Origin of the sequence: Streptomyces sp. NPDC096136 (genome assembly GCF_044763325.1) — a bacterium.
Classification (GTDB): Bacteria; Actinomycetota; Actinomycetes; order Streptomycetales; family Streptomycetaceae; genus Streptomyces.
On record NZ_JBIWFZ010000022.1, the window covers coordinates 38858 to 56778 of the forward strand.

The 17921-nt window shown below is 70.3% G+C and carries 15 protein-coding genes and 1 pseudogene; 8 read left to right on the top strand and 8 right to left on the bottom strand.

Annotation, left to right across the window (positions count from 1 at the left end; all coding sequences use genetic code 11):
- Positions 1–202 precede the first annotated feature (202 nt).
- Positions 203–589, bottom strand: coding sequence for a hypothetical protein (locus ACIRBY_RS32005; RefSeq protein ID WP_403907266.1), 387 nt, complete (start codon positions 587–589; stop codon positions 203–205).
- Positions 590–984: 395 nt separating this feature from the next.
- On the opposite strand from ACIRBY_RS32005, the gene ACIRBY_RS32010 reads away from it, so the two are divergent.
- A complete protein-coding gene (locus ACIRBY_RS32010) occupies positions 985–2526 on the top strand; it encodes an acyltransferase family protein (protein ID WP_403907269.1) in 1542 nt (513 codons plus the stop codon).
- A 120-nt stretch (positions 2527–2646) separates the two neighbouring features.
- On the opposite strand, the gene ACIRBY_RS32015 is transcribed toward ACIRBY_RS32010, so the two are convergent.
- Positions 2647–3105: a hypothetical protein gene (locus tag ACIRBY_RS32015; RefSeq protein ID WP_403907272.1), complete on the bottom strand. Its 459-nt coding sequence runs from the start codon at positions 3103–3105 to the stop codon at positions 2647–2649.
- A 144-nt stretch (positions 3106–3249) separates the two neighbouring features.
- Positions 3250–3963 (bottom strand): hypothetical protein, encoded by a 714-nt coding sequence (locus ACIRBY_RS32020; protein ID WP_403907275.1) that lies wholly within the window; start codon positions 3961–3963, stop codon positions 3250–3252.
- 232 nt (positions 3964–4195) lie between these two features.
- Here ACIRBY_RS32020 and ACIRBY_RS32025 point away from each other — a divergent pair, with 232 nt between their 5' ends.
- From ACIRBY_RS32025 to ACIRBY_RS32040, 4 genes and pseudogenes are all read left to right on the top strand, one after another.
- A complete protein-coding gene (locus ACIRBY_RS32025) occupies positions 4196–4414 on the top strand; it encodes a hypothetical protein (protein ID WP_403907277.1) in 219 nt (72 codons plus the stop codon).
- A complete protein-coding gene (locus tag ACIRBY_RS32030) occupies positions 4411–6513 on the top strand; it encodes a bifunctional polysaccharide deacetylase/glycosyltransferase family 2 protein (protein WP_403907280.1) in 2103 nt (700 codons plus the stop codon). Before ACIRBY_RS32025 ends, ACIRBY_RS32030 begins: the two co-directional genes overlap by 4 nt.
- Positions 6514–6684: 171 nt before the next feature.
- A pseudogene (locus ACIRBY_RS32035) lies at positions 6685–7163 on the top strand (helicase); the annotation flags it as partial.
- Between the two features lie 645 nt (positions 7164–7808).
- Entirely contained in the window at positions 7809–8201 is a 393-nt protein-coding gene (locus ACIRBY_RS32040) for a hypothetical protein (protein ID WP_403907282.1), read from the top strand.
- A gap of 250 nt (positions 8202–8451) precedes the next feature.
- Here ACIRBY_RS32040 and ACIRBY_RS32045 read toward each other — a convergent pair whose 3' ends face one another.
- Positions 8452–8703 carry a hypothetical protein gene (locus ACIRBY_RS32045; RefSeq protein WP_403907284.1) on the bottom strand — a complete coding sequence of 84 codons (252 nt, stop codon included), beginning with the start codon at positions 8701–8703 and terminating at the stop codon, positions 8452–8454.
- Between the two features lie 82 nt (positions 8704–8785).
- On the opposite strand from ACIRBY_RS32045, the gene ACIRBY_RS32050 reads away from it, so the two are divergent.
- The 3 genes from ACIRBY_RS32050 (at position 8786) to ACIRBY_RS32060 (ending at position 12031) form a co-directional block, all read left to right on the top strand.
- The gene (locus ACIRBY_RS32050) at positions 8786–9643 is read left to right on the top strand and encodes a 4-phosphopantoate--beta-alanine ligase (RefSeq protein ID WP_403907287.1); all 858 of its coding nucleotides are present in this window, start codon (positions 8786–8788) and stop codon (positions 9641–9643) included.
- Positions 9644–9722: 79 nt separating this feature from the next.
- Positions 9723–10724 (top strand): D-erythronate dehydrogenase, encoded by a 1002-nt coding sequence (gene denD / locus ACIRBY_RS32055; RefSeq protein ID WP_403907289.1) that lies wholly within the window; start codon positions 9723–9725, stop codon positions 10722–10724.
- 599 nt (positions 10725–11323) lie between these two features.
- On the top strand, positions 11324–12031 hold the full coding sequence (locus ACIRBY_RS32060) for a family 16 glycosylhydrolase (RefSeq protein WP_403907291.1): 708 nt from the start codon (positions 11324–11326) through the stop codon (positions 12029–12031).
- A gap of 455 nt (positions 12032–12486) precedes the next feature.
- Here ACIRBY_RS32060 and ACIRBY_RS32065 read toward each other — a convergent pair whose 3' ends face one another.
- The 4 genes from ACIRBY_RS32065 to ACIRBY_RS32080 form a co-directional block, all read right to left on the bottom strand.
- Positions 12487–13482, bottom strand: a complete 996-nt coding sequence (locus ACIRBY_RS32065) for a hypothetical protein (protein ID WP_403907293.1) — start codon at positions 13480–13482, stop codon at positions 12487–12489.
- Positions 13483–13937: 455 nt separating this feature from the next.
- Positions 13938–15518 (bottom strand): SDR family NAD(P)-dependent oxidoreductase, encoded by a 1581-nt coding sequence (locus ACIRBY_RS32070; protein WP_403907295.1) that lies wholly within the window; start codon positions 15516–15518, stop codon positions 13938–13940.
- Complete coding sequence (locus tag ACIRBY_RS32075) at positions 15490–16281, bottom strand: HAD family hydrolase (protein WP_403907298.1); 792 nt, start codon at positions 16279–16281, stop codon at positions 15490–15492. Before ACIRBY_RS32075 ends, ACIRBY_RS32070 begins: the two co-directional genes overlap by 29 nt.
- Positions 16278–17795 (bottom strand): prenyltransferase/squalene oxidase repeat-containing protein, encoded by a 1518-nt coding sequence (locus tag ACIRBY_RS32080; RefSeq protein WP_403907301.1) that lies wholly within the window; start codon positions 17793–17795, stop codon positions 16278–16280. The genes ACIRBY_RS32075 and ACIRBY_RS32080 overlap by 4 nt, the downstream gene beginning before the upstream one ends.
- Between the last annotated feature and the right edge of the window lie 126 nt (positions 17796–17921).

A 17921-nucleotide genomic window follows, 5' to 3' on the forward strand; every position in this document is an offset into this window, starting at 1 on the left:
ATGGTCCGGATCTTGGTTTGCTGCTGCCGGTTCGGTCCTCCTGCGGCTGCGATCGGAGAGGTCGGGAGCTGCCGCCCTGGACGTCTTCTTCTTTTAGGGTTTGAAGGTGTGATGGGGCCCCGCGTGCTGGTCCCGCGGGCAGGAATGGCGGGAGGCAGCCGTCGAGGAGCCTCGACGGCTGCCTCCTTTGTCGTGCGCAAGGTCAGCCGATGCGGATGAGGCCGGCGGTGGACTTGATCGTGGCGCCGGAGCATGGCTTGCCGGTGTCGGTGGGCGTGGCCGACAGGTCGAGGCTGATGCTCAGCTGGCCGGGGTGAGTCACCAGTAGCGGGTCGGCCGTGAGCTTGGTGGTGTCCTTGGCGTAGGTGTACCGGCCTGCGGGCAGCGCGGTGCTGGTGCCGCCGGGGGTGATGACAGTGACGTCGACCGGCCCGGCCGCAGCCGCGGCGGCGGCGACGAACTCCGCGCCCGGCGGGCGGCGCGGAGTTGCCGGAGAGCATTGCGGACCTGGTAGGTGTGGTGGTCGTTTGGTGGTCGCAGCCATGCCGGGCGGCTGGTCGACACCGCCGGCCGACGGCCTGGACGGCACCGGAGACGTCCTTCGCGGGGCCGTCGACAACGGGCCCTACGGGGCAGATGGCCGAACAACTCGAATTCCGGCCCGAGATGCGCCGAGGCCGGCCGTGGAGCGACTTCGACGGCCACGTTGCTCGCGGTCTCGACCGCGTCAGCGCCTGGCAGACCGTGGAACCGTCGTCCGTTTCACGTCGACTTCGTTGGCGGCGTTCGCCCTCTCCAGCAGTGGGCGGTGACCAGGTCCCCGACGCTCTCGCCCACTGCCCCGCGATCTCTTTCCCGCTGCCGGGCCGGTGCCGGGAACCACGTCCAGTCGTTGGAGGGGCGATGACGCCCCCGCCTACCGGCCGGGGCGGTGCTGAGCTCTGGGTGGAAGCCCGGCAAGCGTTCGAGGTGTGTATGGGATGGATGAGCGCGGCCCTGGTCAGCCGCATGTCTTCGCGAACCCACCTCGCCCGTATGGGCGAGGGCGAGGGTGTCGTGCCGGGTCTGGGCCCGGCCGCCCTTGCGCTCGCCGCGCCGGTCGCTGCTGATGCACCTTCGGCGCAGCCTGTAGCGGAGGTGGTTCGAGCCTCACCCGGCCGACGGCGTCTCGACGGGTTGGACGCGTTCCGCGGCTGCCTGGTCGTCCTGCGCATCCTCGTCGGCAGCCAGGTGGCGGGGCTCGCGGGATCGGTCATGCAGCATGCGGAACCTTTCGGGCTGACATTTGCAGATCTGGTCTTCCCCGGGTTTTTGTTCATCATGGGGATGGCAATCCCGGTGTCCATGTCGGCCTTCCTCCGGCCTGAGACTGCACACGGTCCGGGCGGCCCGGACCGGCGCCCCCACATCCTTCGCATCGTGCGGCGAGCAGCACTGCTGTACGCGATCGGCATGTTCCTGAACGCGTATCCGTTCCTGCCCGAGAACCTGGAGCACCTGCGGTTCGTCGGCGTGCTGCAGCGCCTGGGCGTCGTGTACCTGATCGTGTCGATCCTGTACGTCACATGTGCCTGGTCGCTGCTGCCCTTCAGCAGCGGGGCGACCGCCGAGGGCGCGGCTGCGCCCCTCGTCGCTGCGCGCCCGCGCGCTGTCCGTCTACTGGTCAGGGCGTTCCTGCTGGGCGGGTTCCCGCTCCTGTGCGCGGGACTCTGGATCGTGACGACGTACACCTTCCACAACCCTTGGCCCGAATGTGCCGGCATCCACGGCCTGGTGCCGGCCTGTTCGTTGGAGGCCTACGTTGACACGAACATCTGGGGTGTCCGCCACAACTTCGAGGGGGGAGCATTCGACCCCGAAGGGCTCATGTCGACGCTGGTGGCCGTCGTCAACTGCTGGGCGGGTCTCCTCATCGGCGCGGACATCGTCCGGAACAAGCCCCGCTACAGTGCGATCGGAGGTGTTCGCAGGCGTGTGTCCCTGCTGATCTCCGCCGGTGCCGTGTGCGTCGGGGCCGGCCTCGCGCTGGGTTTGGTCATCCCGGTCGGCAAGCCGCTGTGGACCCCGTCGTACGCCCTCGTCACCGTCGGGATCATGACCGCCGCCTTCGGCTTTGTGCTCCTGGCCTTCGACGGCGGGCTGTGGCCGATGTCCGGCTGCGCGGCACATGCCCTTGGGCCTGGCTCGGGCAGCGGTTCCAGGCGCTGGTTGCCGTCGGCCGCCGTGCGTGTGAGCGGCGCCGTTCGACGGGGACTCGTGCCCGTGGGCGACACGCTCATCGCCCTGGGTCGCAACCCGCTGTTCTTCTACGTCCTGTCCGAGCTCGTCATCACCACGTTGGACTACATTCCCGTCCGGTATCACGGCCGGAATGAGTCGATGTGGAGCCTGGGTGCTGAGGTCTTCCTGGTCCCGTGGATGCCCGCGCCACTGGCGAGCATGGTGTGGGCCTTGGTGTGGCTCCTGCTGTTCTACGTACCGCTCGGACGGCTGCTCGTCGCGCGCGGATGGTACGTGCGGGTGTGACGACGGCCGTGTGCACCGCGCCATGCGGGGAAGGGGCCCGGGCGGTCCGGGGGGGCGGCGGGAACAGCGGCAGAGTGCGGCGGGGCCCTGGCGTGCGTGCACGGCCCCGCCGCCGGGACGTCAGGCCAGTGAGCCCTTGAAAGCGCTCTTGTCTTCCATGTCCTGTGCCTTGATCTGAATGCTCCTCACCTTGGGGGATCCAGCCGTGCAGACGGGAACGATACTGACGGTCTGGAGGTGGGCGAAGTCGAAATCGATCTGCCCGATGCCGTTGCTGTCCGAAGAGAGCTTGGTGATCCCGCGCCTCACCTCGGCAACGCCGTCATCGGCCGTTTCCGCGACGTAGCCGAGCTGCGCGGCCGGATTGCCGATCGCATTGAAGGTCACGTCGGCCTTGTAGGAGACCGAGCCGCTCTTCAGGGTGCCGGTATAGGTGCGGCTGAGACCCAACGTGTGCAGGTAGTCCGACGGGACGGCGCCGCAGACGTCCGTGATCGCGGCGTTCGCCGAGCCGGCGGTGGCGCCCAGCGCTGTTCCTGCGGCCAGCGCCGCGACGGTGAGGTAGGTCCGGATGTGCACGGCGGTTCCTTTGCTCCTGGGAGATCGGGGCCGGTGCCCCGCCGTCACCGTGACACGCGCTCTGAGCTGTTGATCATGCGTCAGGGGTGCGTCGGCCGGAGTTGCCCCGTTCGCCGCACAGCCTGTGACCTGCGTGGATGAGGTTCAGCGCAGGGCCTTGGGTGCGCCGGTTCGGACGGTGGCGCCGGTGGTGACGAAATAGGAGTCCTCGTCTTCGATGGCTGCCCTGGTCTGTTCGCCGATGTACAGGTCGAGGTGCTTGGGGTCGTCGCAGCCGATGCTGCACAGGTCGTCGACGCGCCAGTGCGCTGCTTTCACCCGCTTGCAGATCTCGGCGGTCAGCCCCGGACCGCAGTCGGTGACGCGGATCTCGGTGCCCGGTGACAGGTGGTTGGCCGCCACTGACCGCCAGGGCACCAGCGGGTTGTCGTTGGAGCCCAGCGGGGGAGTGCCGGTCGTGAAGTAGCACTTCCGGTCGAAGTCCCGGCCGAGGTAGTCCCCGCGCGCCGTCTTGCCGAAGCCTTCCAGGTCGACGCGCTCCAGGTAGTCGGCGGGGAACGTGTCCGGCGGGCTCTGGCCGGCGCAGGCCTGGCCTCGAATGCTGCGCCGGGGGCCGTGGTAATACGCCTCACCGGGAGTGAAGTAGACGGTGAGGGTGTAGCCGCTCTGGGGTGCGGTGTCGGCCTGGGGCAGGTCGATGGTGGTGAGCCGGTGGTGCAACCTCAGGCCGGCGTAGCCGAGGGCGGCGAGCACCAGCACGCCGCACAACAGCCCTGCGGCGGTCCCGGCGCGCGGGCGGCGTCTGCCCGGAGCGGGCGTGGCGGCGGGGGGCGGGGCGGTGTCCGGGGGTGCGGCCATGGACGGCGTCTACTCCGTACGGGGGGTGCGGGGTGAAGGTGCTGGAGCGCGTGCTGCTCCGCCACCCTGGCACGGCCGCGCGTAGCCTCGGGTGTCGAAGGCGTCCGAGTCGCCGAAGTCGCCCCGTTCGTGCGTCGCCGCCGTCAAGCCGCGTGTGCACTGGCCCTTCCTGCGGGGGAACTCCCGCGCGGCGATGGGAACATTCAAAGACGATCTTCCTAGCATTCGGTGAGTGATCGATGATCTTCTCGCCCCGCCGCGCCCCCGGCCTTCGCCGCCCGTGTTCGACGACCCGCGCGGGCGCCGCCGCAGGATCGTGACCGCCGTCGGGGTGATGGTCGGCCTCCTGTGCCTGTACGTCCTCGCGATGGGCGTCGGAGTGCTGTACGTCGCCGCCGAGACGCAGGCACCGGTCCCCGCCGGGGCCGTTCACACGACCTCCCGGCGATGAGGGCGGTCTCGCCCCGCGGGCACTGGTGGCTCCTGACCGGCGTCCTCGTGGTGTTCATGGCGGCGTTGTTCCTGGCGACCTCCGTCCTGCGCGGCACGGGTGGCCCCGGCACGGTGCAGGAGCAGGAACCAGACGGGCTCGTCCCGCGTTCGGTGTCCGGCGGCGGGCCCGTGATCGACACGCGTGGCGGCCCCCCGGTCAGCCTGGGCGTGCATCCGGGTACGGTGGCGCTCACCTTCGACGACGGGCCCGACCCCGCCTGGACTCCGCAGATCCTTCGGGTCCTGCACGAAAAGCGGGTGCCGGCGACGTTCTTCGTCGTCGGCCGGCATGTGGCCGAGCACCCCGAGGTCGTCCGGGCTCAGACGGCAGCCGGACACGAGGTGGGCCTGCACACCTTCACCCACGCCGACCTGGCCACCGCGCCGGTCTGGCAGACCCGCCTGGAACTCGCCGCCAGCCGCGCAGTGCTGGCCGGAGCCACCGGGGAGAACACAACCCTGCTGCGGCCGCCGTACTCGTCCATGCCCGACGCGGTCGGCGACCGCGACTGGCACGCGGCCCTGCGCACCGGGGCGCTCGGCTACCTCACGGTCCTGTCCACCCACGACGGACTCGACTGGGAAGCACACACGCCCCAGGACATCGTCGACGGTGCCACACCGAAGGACGGCCGTGGAGCCGTCGTCCTCCTGCACGACGGCGGCGGCGACCGCTCCCGGACCGTCGCCGCCCTGGGCCCGCTCATCGACACCCTCAAGGCACGCGGATACCGCTTCACCACCCTGAGCGAGGCGGTCGGACTACCGCCCCCGACCGCCCAGGCCCCCGCGTTCGACTACTGGTTCGGCACCGCCCTGATCGGCCTGATCCAGGCGGCCGTCGCCGTGCCGCCCGCTGCCGCGGGGCTGCTGTACGCGGTCGCGCTGCTCACCACCGCCCGCCTGCTCCTGCTCGCCGCAGCCGCCGCCGCGCACCGCAGGCGCACCCGCCCACAGACGGTACCCGTCCCCTTGCCCCGTGTCTCTGCCGTCGTCCCCGCCCACAACGAGGAGGCGACCATCGCCTCCTGCGTACGGGCGCTGCTGGAGGGCGGCTGCCCGAACATCGACGTGGTCGTGGTCGACGACGGCTCCACCGACGGCACCGCGGCAGCGGCCCTCGCCGTGGCGGACCCCAGGGTACGGGTGGTGACCCGTCCCAACCGGGGCAAGCCCGCCGCCCTGAACACCGGCGTCGCGCACGCCGCGCACGACGTGATCCTCATGGTCGACGCGGACACCGTCATCGCCCCGGGAGCAGCGGCACGTCTGGCCGCCGCCATGGCCGACCCCACGGTCGGCGCCGTGGCCGGGAACACCAAGGTCGCCAATCGTGCGGGCTTGCTGCCCCTGTGGCAGCACCTCGAATACGTCATGAGCTTCGGCCTGGAACGCCGCCTCTTCGACCTGGCCGGGGCCAGCCCCACCGTCCCCGGAGCCATCGGCGCCTTCCGCCGCTCCGCCCTCGCCTCCTGCGGCGGCATCAGCGCCGACACCCTCGCCGAGGACACCGACATCGCCATGGCCCTGTGCCGCCGGGGCTGGCGCGTCGTCTACCGCGGCGACGCCCACGCCCACACCCACGTCCCCACCACCGTCCGCGGCCTGTGGCACCAACGCCACCGCTGGGCCTACGGCACCCTCCAGTCCCTCTGGAAACACCGCCACGCCGTCAAGGAAACCGGCACCGCCGGCCACCTCGGCCGCCGCACCGTCCCCTACCTGCTGCTGTTCCAACTCGCCCTGCCCCTCGCGGCACCCCTCATGGACGCCGCCGCCCTCTACGGCCTCGCCTCCGGCACCACGCCCGTCCCCGCGCTCACCTGGACCGCCTTCAGCCTCGCCCAACTCGCCCTCGCCGCCTACGCCCTGCGCACCGACGACGAGACCCTGCGCCACCTGTGGCTGCTCCCACTCCAGCAGATCGCCTACCGCACGGCACTGTGCCTGGTCACCATCCACGCCCTCGCCACCGCAGCACTCGGCGCCAGCCCCAGATGGCGGCATCCCGCCCCGGCCCCTGCAGAGACACCGGCAGTGCATCCGGCAACGGCATGAAGTTCTACCCTCCTCGCGATTGAACTCGGCGATGCGGGGCCCGTCGGTCGAGCAGTGTGGCTTCGTGCATGAGAACGGGAGTCACTCGCGGCTTGGCGGGGGCGGTTTGAAGACCGCAAGGGCGAGACGGCGGGCGGAGACCGTCCGCGGGGCGATATCGGTCTGCCGTTCGACAGGCTCTCGTTCGATCGCCCACCGGAGGACGGCCATGTCACGGTAAGCCCCGCTCTCCACCTCGCCAGAGCAGTCAGGCACCGGTTTCACCGGCAGATGGCGGGCTTCGACCTCGCCATCGTCGATGAAGCCCACGGAACCGTAGGCGACCTCGGCCGCCCCTGGGCCGCCATCCACGACAACACCCGCATCCCGGCGGACTCCCGCCTCTACCTCACCGCAACCACGCGCATCCTCGCCGCGGCCCGCCCGTAGAAGGGCAGGAGGCGGAGATTGCGAGCATGGCCGACGACCCCGACGGCACCTACGGGGCGTGGCTGGCCGAGCTGGGGCTTAGCGAGAGCATCAAGCGGGGGATCCTCGCCGGGTTCGAGATCGACGTCCTGGAGATCCGCGACCCCTCTCCCGTCCTCGGCGAGTCCGAGGAGGCTCAGCGGGGCCGGCGCCTGCCGCTGCCGCAGGCCGCGACCTTGGAAGGCGTCCGGACCCTTGACCGGTCAGCGGGCCCCTCGTGGCCGGCCCAGATCCTGCGATCGGTCGATCAGCGCGTCAGAGGCGTAACGGGTCCGTGCAACTCCCGCCACACCGGTGACCGGTTATCGATCACCGGCCCAGCAGCCTCGCCGGGAAGCCGGGGGCTGACGGTGTCCGACGACCGCCCGGCCCACTCCGATGGGTGGGCGAGCCGGTGCGCGGGGTGGCTTGCCCAGGCTTCCCTGGGGCTTGCCCGGCGGATGTCGCGATACCGAGGGCGAAGTCGTGCTGTCCGGCTGGTCGACCCATCCACCCTCAATCCCGACGCCGCGGGGTTCCGGTCCGGGGCGATAGAGGCGAGGGCAGGCGTTCGGCGTGCTGAGGCCGGGCCGGGTTCCTTCCGGGCCCGACCGGGCCGATGCCTGTTCTCCTTGCCTCGCCCGACGGCCGGGCCGGTGGGGTGTGCGGCTGTTCGGGTGAGGGGGAAACGATCTTCTGGCCCGGTGCTGTTGGGGTGGGGTGTGGGGGGCCGCAACCATCGGTGTGTGCGGTGCTCGCTTGCCTGCTCCGGCCGGTTGCTGCTCTTGTGCGGCCGCGAAGCGGGGCGTGGGCGCCGGGTTGGATATCCGGTTGCTGGAGGAGTCGTGGTGTTCGAGAGCAAGAAGTCCCGGTCGTTGGCGGTCGGTGTGGTGGGTCTGGCGGTCGTCGCGGCGGGCGCGGGTGTGGCCGTGGCCGTGGCGGACAACGTCAAGGCCCCCTACGCGCAGGCGGGGGCGGTGGTGGAGGCGTCGGGGGCGATCCGTAACGCGAAGGGCGTCGACGAGGTCCGGCGTACGGGTCTGGGCGAGTACTGCGTGGTCTTCACGGACGCGCAGACCGATGTGTCGCGGACGCTGACGACGGCGTCGTCGCTGTCGCGGGGCCGGATCGTCAGCTGGACGTGGTCGGGTGGCTGTGTGGCGCGGCGTTCGGCGGCGGTGTCGGTGACGAACACGGACGGGGAGCCGGCCGACGCCTGGTTCTCCATCGTCATCCACTGACCGGGCCCGGGGACGGGTGCGGAAGCCTCGGCCGCTGCACCCGTCACCGCACTGGCTGACCGCGCGCGGAGTCGGCGGCGCCCCGTCGACCCGGTGTCGGCATACGGCACGGTCAACAGCCCGGTCTGGGGGTGCGGGCAGCCCGCGCCGAGGCGGAGGTCGAGCGGGCCGGCTGATCGAGGCCGGCCTGCCGTCACCAAAGTGACGGCAGGCGTCGGTCAGCGCACTCGGCGAGGGGCGCACCCATCGGTTACGGCAGGGCCCGCCCCAGATGCCCCATTTCCTCGATCCGGGTGGCGAAGGCGGGGTCGGCGTCGCGTAGCTGCTGCCACCGCCGTTCCCGCTTGGCCTGGTAGTTGGCGCGGGTGTGCTCCTCGGCTGCGGCGGCTCGCGGTCGTGAACGTGGCGCGGGGTTCGTTCGGCCATGCCCAGGCGGTGATGACTGGCAGCCGTCCTTCGGGAAGTCCTCCAGGCACGCCTCGTTGTCGTCGTCGGTGCGCACCCAAAGCGGTTTGAGCGGCGTCGTGGTCCGGGTAGGCAGCCCTCGCTGTCCTGCCGGTGGCTGTGAGGATGCGGGGAGTCGCATGATCGTGACGACGGACCGGACGGGACTGGCACAGGCGCGCGCCGGGTTGCGCGGGTCGGTGGGGTTGGTTATCACCATGGGGGCACTGCACGCGGGACATGCGGCCTTGATCCGTGCGGCACGGGAGCACACCGATCATGTGGTGGTGACGGTGTACGTCAATCCGCTGCAGTACGAGGACCCCGCGGTCTATCCCCGGACCCCGGAAGCCGACTGCGCGCTGTGCCAGGCCGAAGGCGCGGACGTGGTGTACCTGCCCGAGACGGCGGAGGTGTACCGCGACGGAGGCCCCCTGGTGCGCGTCGTGCCGGGAGCACAGGGCGAGGGGCTGGAGGCGGACGGCAGGCCGGGCTACTTCGACGGTGTGCTCACCGTGATGCTGAAGATGACCAATCTTGTGCGGCCGGACGCCGTGTTCCTGGGGGAGAAGGACTTCCAGCAACTGGCTTTGTTCAGGCGGATGGTGTTCGACCTGGACGTACCGGTGGAGGTGGTCGGGGTACCCACGGTACGGGAGCGCGACGGCCTGGCCCTGTCCAGCCGCAACGCCCGGCTCTCCCCGGCCGAGCGCACCGCGGCACTGGCCCTGCCCCGCGCCCTGACGGCCGGGGCGGAAGCGGCAGCGCTGGGCGGGCAGGCGGCGGACGTCATGGGCGCAGCGGAAAAGCTCCTGCGGGACGCCGGTCAGGGCGAGGTGCCCGTGTACCCCCTCTATCTGGAACTGACCGACCCCGGCCTGGGACCGGCACCCGGGGCGGGGGAGGCCTGGCTGCTGGCCGCGGTGCAGGTGGGGGCCACCCGGCTCATCGACGGAATGCCGCTGCGCTTGGCCGAGCCCTCGCAGGCAGCGCCGTGACACACCCGGCACCGGACCGCGCCCCCAGGCGCGCCCGCGCAGAACGCGCCGACTGCCCACGGCTGCGAGGAGCAGACACATGAGGGTCGTGATCACCGGCGCCTCCGGATTCCTGGGCCGGCTCCTGGCCGAAGTGCTCACGCAAAGGCGCACCTTCAACGGCCAGCCCATCACCCGCCTGGTGCTCGCCGACCGCGTCGCAGCGCACGGCTCGCCTGCTGCGGCCGACCCGCTCGTGGATGTGGTGCACGGCGATCTCATCGACGACGCCTGCGACCTTTTCGCCCAGCCGGTCGATGTGCTGTTCCATCTCGCGGCCGCGGTCTCCGCCGCATGCGAGGCGGACTTCGACCTCGGCATGCGTGACAACGTGGACGCCACCCGCGCTCTCCTGGAATCCGCCCGCACACAGGCGGCCACCCGGGGGGTGGTCTGCCGGGTGTTGTTCTCCAGCAGCCTCGCCGTCTACGGCGCGACCCCGCCCGTGCCACTGCCGCCGGTCGTCAGCGATTCGACGCCGCCGCAACCGCGGTCGAGTTACGGGACACAGAAACTCATCTGCGAACACCTGATCGGCGACTACACCCGCCGCGGCTTCCTCGACGGCCGCATTGCCCGCCTGATGACCGTCGCGGTACGGCCGGGCACACCGAACGCCGCCGCCTCCGCCTTCGTGTCCTCCATCATCCGTGAACCCCTCGCGGGACTCCCCGCCACCTGCCCGGTGCGCCCCGGCCAGCGCGTGGCCCTGGCATCCCCACGGCGTACCGTCCAGGGCATTCTCCGCGTCGCCGAAGCCGAACGAGGCAGCGCACCGGGACGCCTTGACGGGCTGTTGCCCGTCAACCTTCCCGCGCTCACCGTGTCGGTGGCCGACATGCTCCGCACGCTGCGCCAGGTGGCCGGCGACGCTGCCGACCTGGTGGCCATCGCACCCGACCCGGCCATCGAGTCGATCGTGGCGTCCTGGCCCGCCGCGTTCGACAACCATCGGGCCGCCGCACTGGGCCTGCGGCCCGATCCGGACTTCCTGGCGGTCCTGCAGGACTACCTTGCAGGTCAACCATCGGCAGATGTTTGAGTATCGCTCGACCGGGCGAGGCTTGGGACTCTGTGGCCGTGATGCAGTTCGGATGTGCAGAAGGCGAGGAGCCGTGGGATTCCAGTCGTTTCACTGAACGATGGTGAGCGGGCAGCGCTGCCCTCCGACGCTGAAGCGGACGGGTACGCCGAACACGGCTGGTATCTGACAGGGCGGATGTTCAGCGACGACGATATCGACGCTCTGGCCGCCGCGACCGACGCCTACTACGCGGGTCACCGCGACCGTGCCCTGCCGGTGTGCCCGCCGCGTCCGCCACGTGTGGGCGGTCAGGTTGTGGGGTTGATCGTTCTTCCTGGTGAAACCTGCTCTCGATCGGGTGAGCGGTGGTCATGCCGGCTTCGCTCTGGATGAGTGGTGTGGTTACAACTGTGCGTGGTGCGCCACTGTGTTTGTGCCGCACGGGTTGGTGTGCGGCCTGACTCGGCAGTCGTTTTCTATCGTTCCGGGTGAGCGGTGCCGGTTCGTCGGAATCGCAGTGGGCCGAGGTGGCTGCACCGTTGCCTGAGTCTGCGCACCTTGGCGGGCCTGCGCCAGGAGCGGCCTGTATCTTCCCATCGATGTGAGGTCAGAGCCTGATGAGTTCGTCCCCAGACACGACCAGCGCGACCATCAAGACGCCCGGCGCGTCGGCGTGGACCGAAGACTTCTCGACCCTGCCCGACGGACCGTTCACTGCTTCCCCGCACTTCGCGGAGGTGCAGGGGAACGCAGAGATCAGCGGCGGGGTCCTCACGCTGACTCCCACGCCCGGAGGGTCCGGCAATCCCGCTGGCGGTTCGGCCATGCTGGGCGCTTTGGTGGATTCCAAGGGCAAGCACTGCCAAATGTACGGCCGCGTCGATGTGGTCATGAAGACGGCAACCTGGGAGCCCGGCATCGTCAACTCCTTCGTCCTGTATTCGGAAGACAGGAGTGAGATCGACTTCCACCTTGTCGGCAAGAATGACCGCAGCGTTTTCACAGAATTCTGCAACAGGGGTGAAATCGAATACAATTCAGGTGCCTATTGTCCGACGGATCACGCCGCGAGCGCCGGATATCACACCTACTCGATCAGCGTCACCGAGCAGGAAATCATGTGGCAGGTGGACGGGAACCCGATCCGTATCGAGAAGAAGTCCGTTCGTGGTGACAGGTTTCCGAGCGGTCCGTTCCGCGTGAGGATCGGATCCTGGTGCGGCCATGACAGGGCCAGCCTGGAGTGGGCTGGCGGCGACCCGGATCCCGCGCGCGGACCCTTCATCACCTACGTCAAATCGGTCAGATACACCCCCACTTCGTAGTTCCGGGGAGCCGCCGGGCGCGGGTGACCGCCTGCGCCCGGCGGCCATGTGGGGAAGGCCGGCCCACTGGTCCACCTCAGCGGCGGCGTCGAGTTCCCCGACGTGCCCACGGACCAGGGGGACGCGCACTCTTCTCGGTCGGTGCCGCGGGCCCTGCTTGGATGCGGGGGTGTCATGGGCCGGGTAGGCGGGTGGTGCGGGTACGTGCGGTGGTGCGCAGGTTGTCGCGCTGGTGTTGCCGTGCGCGACCGGCCGAGGGCGGCTACGACGGGCTCGACCTCGCGTCGGGGCAGCCTCCAGCCGGCCCGCTCCTGGTGAGAGCGCCGCTCGACCTCCTTCGAGGGTGCTGCCAGGCCGCTGCTCGACGACGGACACCGTCCACGGCGCCGTGAGTGCGCGAGCGGCTGGGACAGGCATGAGCTTGGAGCAGCCGTGCCGGAAGCAGAGTGTTGGCCTTACCCGGCATGGTCCCGCAGGTGGTGAATGTCGCCCTTGTCGGAGGTGGGGGGCATTTTGGCCAGGGGCTGTCCGACGAGGTAGCGGCAGGTGTGGTTGCTCCAATGGTTGACGCCGCCGGTGTACTTGCGCAGCCCGTCGGCGTAGCGGTGGATGTGCTCGCGCTGGTGTGCGGGCAGATCACAGGCTTCGATCCGGTCGCTGGCCGCTTCGAGGTCGTCGGCCGCGGCCGCGGCCATGTCGGCGATCTCGTACAAGGTGTCCTGCACGGAGAGGCCGTGCTGCTCGGACAGCAATCGCACGAACGTTCCCTCGCTGCGGCCGGCCAGGTATTCCTTGATGAAGGATCCGGCGTCGTTGTAGAGCATCGCGTAGTCGCTGCAGGCATTCTCCAGCCTTTTTACGACGGGGTGCTGGTAGACGTCGTCGGGCAGGTCGATCCGGGAGATCCACTTGATCAGGGCGAAGTAGACGGGCATCGCTGCCGATGAGCGGCGGTTGTCCACGTAGTCGCGTAGCGAGGCGAACCCGGTCTGGCCCGCGTATGCCTTGACCTCGTGGCGTGACGACTCCCCGTACAGGTGCATCGCCTTGAGGAACTGTTCGGCGCAGCGGTCGGTCATGTCCAGGGCGCGCATCCGGGTGAAGATGTCGTCGAAGGGGGCCAGTTCGACGGTGCCGAGGGATTCCAGCGTCGTGCAGGCCGACAGGCTGGTGTCGAGGGTGGAGCGGCGGTCCATCAGGTCGTCCAACCCGACCACCCACTGGTGGAAGTCGCTCACGGCCCGGACCTGTCCTGCGGTGGCGTCGGGATAGACCCAGGAGGAGAAGCCCCCGATGTCCTCGCGCAGGAGCCGGTCGTACACCTCGGGCTCCAGCGCCACCGCCTGCCGCAGCCACCGGCCGCTCTCCTCACTGGCCGCGGAGTGGAAGTAGTTGCACTGGACCGGGAAGGGCCTCGTTCGTTCGGAGAGGTCGTGCCACGGAGTCTTCAACCGGCTCAGCAGTGTGCCATCCCACAGGCGTGGCGAAGCCTCCGGGCTGAGGTAGGTGTCGTAGCCGTGGTCGTGCGATGTCGCAGAACCCATCATGGGCCGCCTTCAGTCGGCATCGGGTGGCAACCGGCTCGGTCGCCGGGGTCGCTCCGTGCTGGCCTGCCGTTCGTCGATCACGCTGGCCGCTCTTACTGTTCTGCACGCCCTCTGCGAAGCCCGGGCCCGCAGCCGGTCTGGGGCACCCGACCGGCACGGTGCCCTTGCCCTCGCGCAGGTCGTCCACGGACCGGTCTCGCGGTCCGGGCCGGGTCGCCGAAGGCTCCTGCCAGGTCATCGCGCAGTGCCGGCTCCACGCTGGCGGTGGGCTGTCCGGTGGCCATCACGTCCAGGTACTGCCCATAGACGATCTCGCTACGCATCAGGTCGATCGACGGCCGGGTGTGAGGGGTTTGTTCTCAGGGTGATGGGGTGGGGTTGTCGAGGGCGAAGATGCGGATGTGGCGGTTGCTGCGGTCGGCGTAGGTCTGGTAGCCGGGGGCGGCGTGGGTGAAGGCCTTCCAGGCTTCGGTGCGTTCCTCGCCGTGGAGCAGGCGTGCGGTGACGGGGAAGGTGTCCGCGTCGATGGTGATGGTGGCTTGGGGGTGGGTGAGGAGGTTGGCTGACCAGGCGGGGTGGTGGGCCTGGCCGAAGTTGGTTGCGACGATCGCGTAGCCCTGCTGGTGGGGGAAGTAGAACAGCGGTGTGACGCGGGGCAGGCCGGTTTTGTGTCCTGTAGTGGTCAGGAGGAGGGATCCGAAGCCGAGGTAGCGGCCGAGGCTGATCCGGCCGTGGCTGTGGTGCTGGAGGAGGGTGTCGAGGCGGGTCATCGGTACGCGTACGGGGCGGGAGGCGAAGAGGCGAGGGCCGATGAGGCGGGGGCCTAGTCGGTGCAGGAGCCGGGGGGCGCGCGTGTCTTGCGCTGGCGTGGCGGTTCCGGGTCCGGCGTAGGTGCGGCGGCCGTTGCCGCCTTTGGCGGTGAGGTTCTGCATGAGGCCGGGTGCCATGGCGTAGAGGCGGTACATCGCCGGGAGGTAGCGGGGGATGTCGAGGTGCCGGCGCCGGGTGCCGAGGGTGTCGGCGATGGCTTGGGCGACCTGTTCGGGGGTGGTGCTGGGGAGGAAGTCGGCTAGGCGCGGCATGCGGGAGGGCGGGACGTGGTGGCGGAAGAAGTCGGTGCCGCTGACGGCGCCCGGGCGTACGAGGGTGACGCCGATGGTGGTGCCGGCCAGTTCGAGGCCCAGCATCTCGGTGTATCCCTCGATCGCGGCCTTGGTGGCGGCGTAGGCGGCTGAGGGGCCTTTGACGAAGATCCGTCCGGCGGCGGATCCGAGGGCGACGATGTGGCCGCCGCCGGTGGCGCGCATCAGGGGCAGTACGGCGTTGACGGCGTGGACCAGGGCGTCGTAGCCGGTGCGCATGGTCAGTTCGGCTTCTTGGGGCGTCATCTGTTCGACGTCGGTCCAGCGGATGAAGGCCGCGTTGTGGATCAGCACGTCGATCCGGCCGTGCGTGGTGTACGCGTTGCTGATCCAGTGGCGTAGGGCGTCGTGGTCGGTGACGTCGAGCTGGGTCAGGGTGACGTCGCTGCTCAGGCGGGCGGTCTCGAGTTCGGTGCGGGCCCGTTCCAGGTGTGCGGGGGAGAGGTCGCAGGCGTGGACGTGGGCGCCGGAGCGGGCGAGGGCGTGGGTGATGGCCCAGCCGATGCCGCCGGCTCCGCCGGTGACGAGGCAGACGCGCCCGGCAAGACGCTGTGACCGTGGGCGGGAACCTGCTGAGGCCATGGAGATGCATCCTTTCTGGAGGTCCTGGAGGTCCTGGAGGTCCTGGAGGTCCTGGAGGTCCTGGAGGTCCTGGAGGTCCTGGAGGTCCTGGAGGTCCTCGAGGTCTTGGAGGTCTTGGAGTTTCTGGTCCCGGTGCCGCTGCTTGGCGCGGGGCCGGTCAAGAGTTGGGGCCCGTGGGCGCCGGTACTCACTCGGGCCGGCTGATCTGCCCTTCACCGTGGCCGTGTTGCTTCCGGGCGGCGGGTGTCAGGTAGCGGTCGATGACGTCGAGGATGGTGTGGCGGTCCGTGATGGTCCAGGTGTGCCGGGCTGCGTGGGTGTGGAGGGCGGGGCTGGGTTCGAAGGCGAGGGGTGTGCCGGCGTGCTGGAGGAGTTCGAGGTCGAGCAGCGAGTTGCCCAGGGCCAGGGAGCCCGTCCAGTCGATGCGGTGGGGGAGGGCCGTGGCGGTCACGGCGGCGGGCTTGTCGCGCAGGGGCGCGCTGGCCAGGGTGCCGGTATAGGTGCCCTGGTGCTGGGCCATGACGGTGCCGGTGTAGCGGGAGATGCCCAGGTGACGGGCGATGTGGCCCACCAGGTCGTGGGGGCCGACCGAGACGAGGACGGGTTCGAATCCACTCTGGCGCAGCAGTGAGACGAGGGCGGGGGCGAAGGGATGGATGTCGGCTCGCTTCTCGAGCCAGGTGCGGTGGGCGACCGCCGTGGCGGCTGACGCACTGACACCGGTCATGACGGTGGCGTAGATCTGCCAGGCACGTGCCGCGACCGGCGGGTGCTCCAGGTTTTCCCGGCCGACGCGGTCGAGGTAGGTGAGGAAGGGCCGGAGGCGGTCGGTGGTGACCACCTTGTCGGCGACGAGGTTGTGGGGCAGTGCCCATCCCAGGGTGCCGTCGACGAGGGTGCCGTCGACGTCCAGCGCGGCGATCCGCACACCGGCCGCCGAGGGCTTGGTCGCGTTGGGCGTCGTCGCGTTGGCGCTCACCGGCGGCCGCCTGGCGCGGGGAGGGGTGACTGCGGGTACGCCGGGGCTGTCGTGAGACGTTCGGTGAGGTGTCCGAAGGCCAGGAGGGTGAACGTTTCCGCGAGTGCGGGGACCGTGAAGGTGAACGGGCGCGGGCCTATGGAGTCGGGTTCCGAGAGGACGGAGCCGTCGTCGCGGACGGCGGTCGTCAGGTAGGCGGCGGCACGGGCGGCTGCGGCGGGGTCGCCGTCGTCCGTGGCGCACAGTGCTGTCAAGCCGTAGGCCGTGCTGATCGGGTCGCTGCCGTGGGCGGGCTGCTGCCCGAACCCGCCGTCGGCATTCTGCGTTTCGCGCAGCAGGCGACGGCCGTGTGCGACCAGGCGCTCCAGGTGCGGGGGATGCGGGGCCGGATAGCGGCCGGCTGCCAGCAGGGCGCGGAAGAGGGTGTGCAGGCGGCTGGTGCTCCAGTCGGGCGGGAACGAGCCGTCGGCGGCCTGCTGAGCGGCCAGGTAGCGCAGTGCGTCGGCTATGAGCCGCTCGTCGCGTTCAGGCTGCAGGTTGAGTGCGTCGACGGCGGCAGCGGTCATGCAGGCCTCGGAGGGGCCACCGGCCAGGTAGGTGGGGAAGCCGCCGTCGGGCCCGACCACGGACCGCAGCGACCGCAGACCGCGGTGGATGGCCGCCTGATAGCGGACAGCGCCGGCCTGGTGCAGGAACTGCACGGCGACGGAGGTGTCGTCGACATCGGTCTGGCAGGCCCAATCGGTGTACGACCAGCCCCCTGCGGGCTGCTGACAGCGCTCGAGATGCCCAGCGACCCGGTGCACCACCTCCTGCGGGGCCCGGTTGGCGGCCAGGGCGACGCCAGCGGTGACGGTGCACCAGGTGTCGGTATCGGTCACGAACGGCCACCCACCATCCGGCCGCTGGACCATCAAGGCTTTGCGCACTCCCGCCGCGACCACGGGGCCGGAACCGGGCAGGCGGGCCAGGGCGTGCAGGACGAACAGGTGGATCAGCACATTGCCTTCCCACACGCGCGCGGCCTGCTGGGTGTGCTGCAGCCGCCGTACATCCTCATCGGTGACCGCCCCGGGCCGCCCCACGGCGCACGCCAGGATCACCTTGACGGCAGTGACCTGCACCCGCGCCCAGCTGTGCAGGCCCGACAGGGAGAACGCCGCCTCGTCCCAGCCGCCGAACCCAGCTACCGCCCCCTCGTCGACGACCGCCCCCAGGGCGTGGACGAGGGCCCGCTTACGACTCCCGGTGAAGTCCGGCACACGCCCCACGACCCCGCCCAGCAGGTCTCCGGAGAGCGCGCACCGGCTCAGCACGGCCGCCGCCAACGAACGCTCCGGCTCCACGGCCGCACCGGCATGGCGGGCCAGGAACGCCCGCGCGGCGGCGGCAGCGTCCGGTGCTATATCGGTGACCTCCAGCAGCCGCAATGCCAGCACCGTCTCCAGCACCCGACTGCGGCAGGGCGAACGCACCGCGCCGCCCTCGTCGACCATGCTGACGACCCGCCTCATGACACGGTCACGGGCCGAGATGACACCAGGAAAGAGATCGGCCGGCCAGGGGCCGCCGGTGGATCGGGTACCAGGGCGCACGAAGACTCCTCCACGTCCCCCGAAGTGTCTCCACGCCACCCGCAC

Bases quoted from the DNA above. Each gene is read 5' to 3' on its own strand.
- ACIRBY_RS32010 (WP_403907269.1), top strand. From the start codon at position 985: ATGAGCGCGGCCCTGGTCAGCCGCATGTCTTCGCGAACCCACCTCGCC.
- ACIRBY_RS32020 (WP_403907275.1), bottom strand. From the start codon at position 3,963: ATGGCCGCACCCCCGGACACCGCCCCGCCCCCCGCCGCCACGCCCGCT.
- ACIRBY_RS32030 (WP_403907280.1), top strand. From the start codon at position 4,411: ATGAGGGCGGTCTCGCCCCGCGGGCACTGGTGGCTCCTGACCGGCGTC.
- ACIRBY_RS32050 (WP_403907287.1), top strand. From the start codon at position 8,786: ATGATCGTGACGACGGACCGGACGGGACTGGCACAGGCGCGCGCCGGG.
- denD (WP_403907289.1), top strand. From the start codon at position 9,723: ATGAGGGTCGTGATCACCGGCGCCTCCGGATTCCTGGGCCGGCTCCTG.
- ACIRBY_RS32060 (WP_403907291.1), top strand. From the start codon at position 11,324: ATGAGTTCGTCCCCAGACACGACCAGCGCGACCATCAAGACGCCCGGC.
- ACIRBY_RS32080 (WP_403907301.1), bottom strand. From the start codon at position 17,795: ATGAGGCGGGTCGTCAGCATGGTCGACGAGGGCGGCGCGGTGCGTTCG.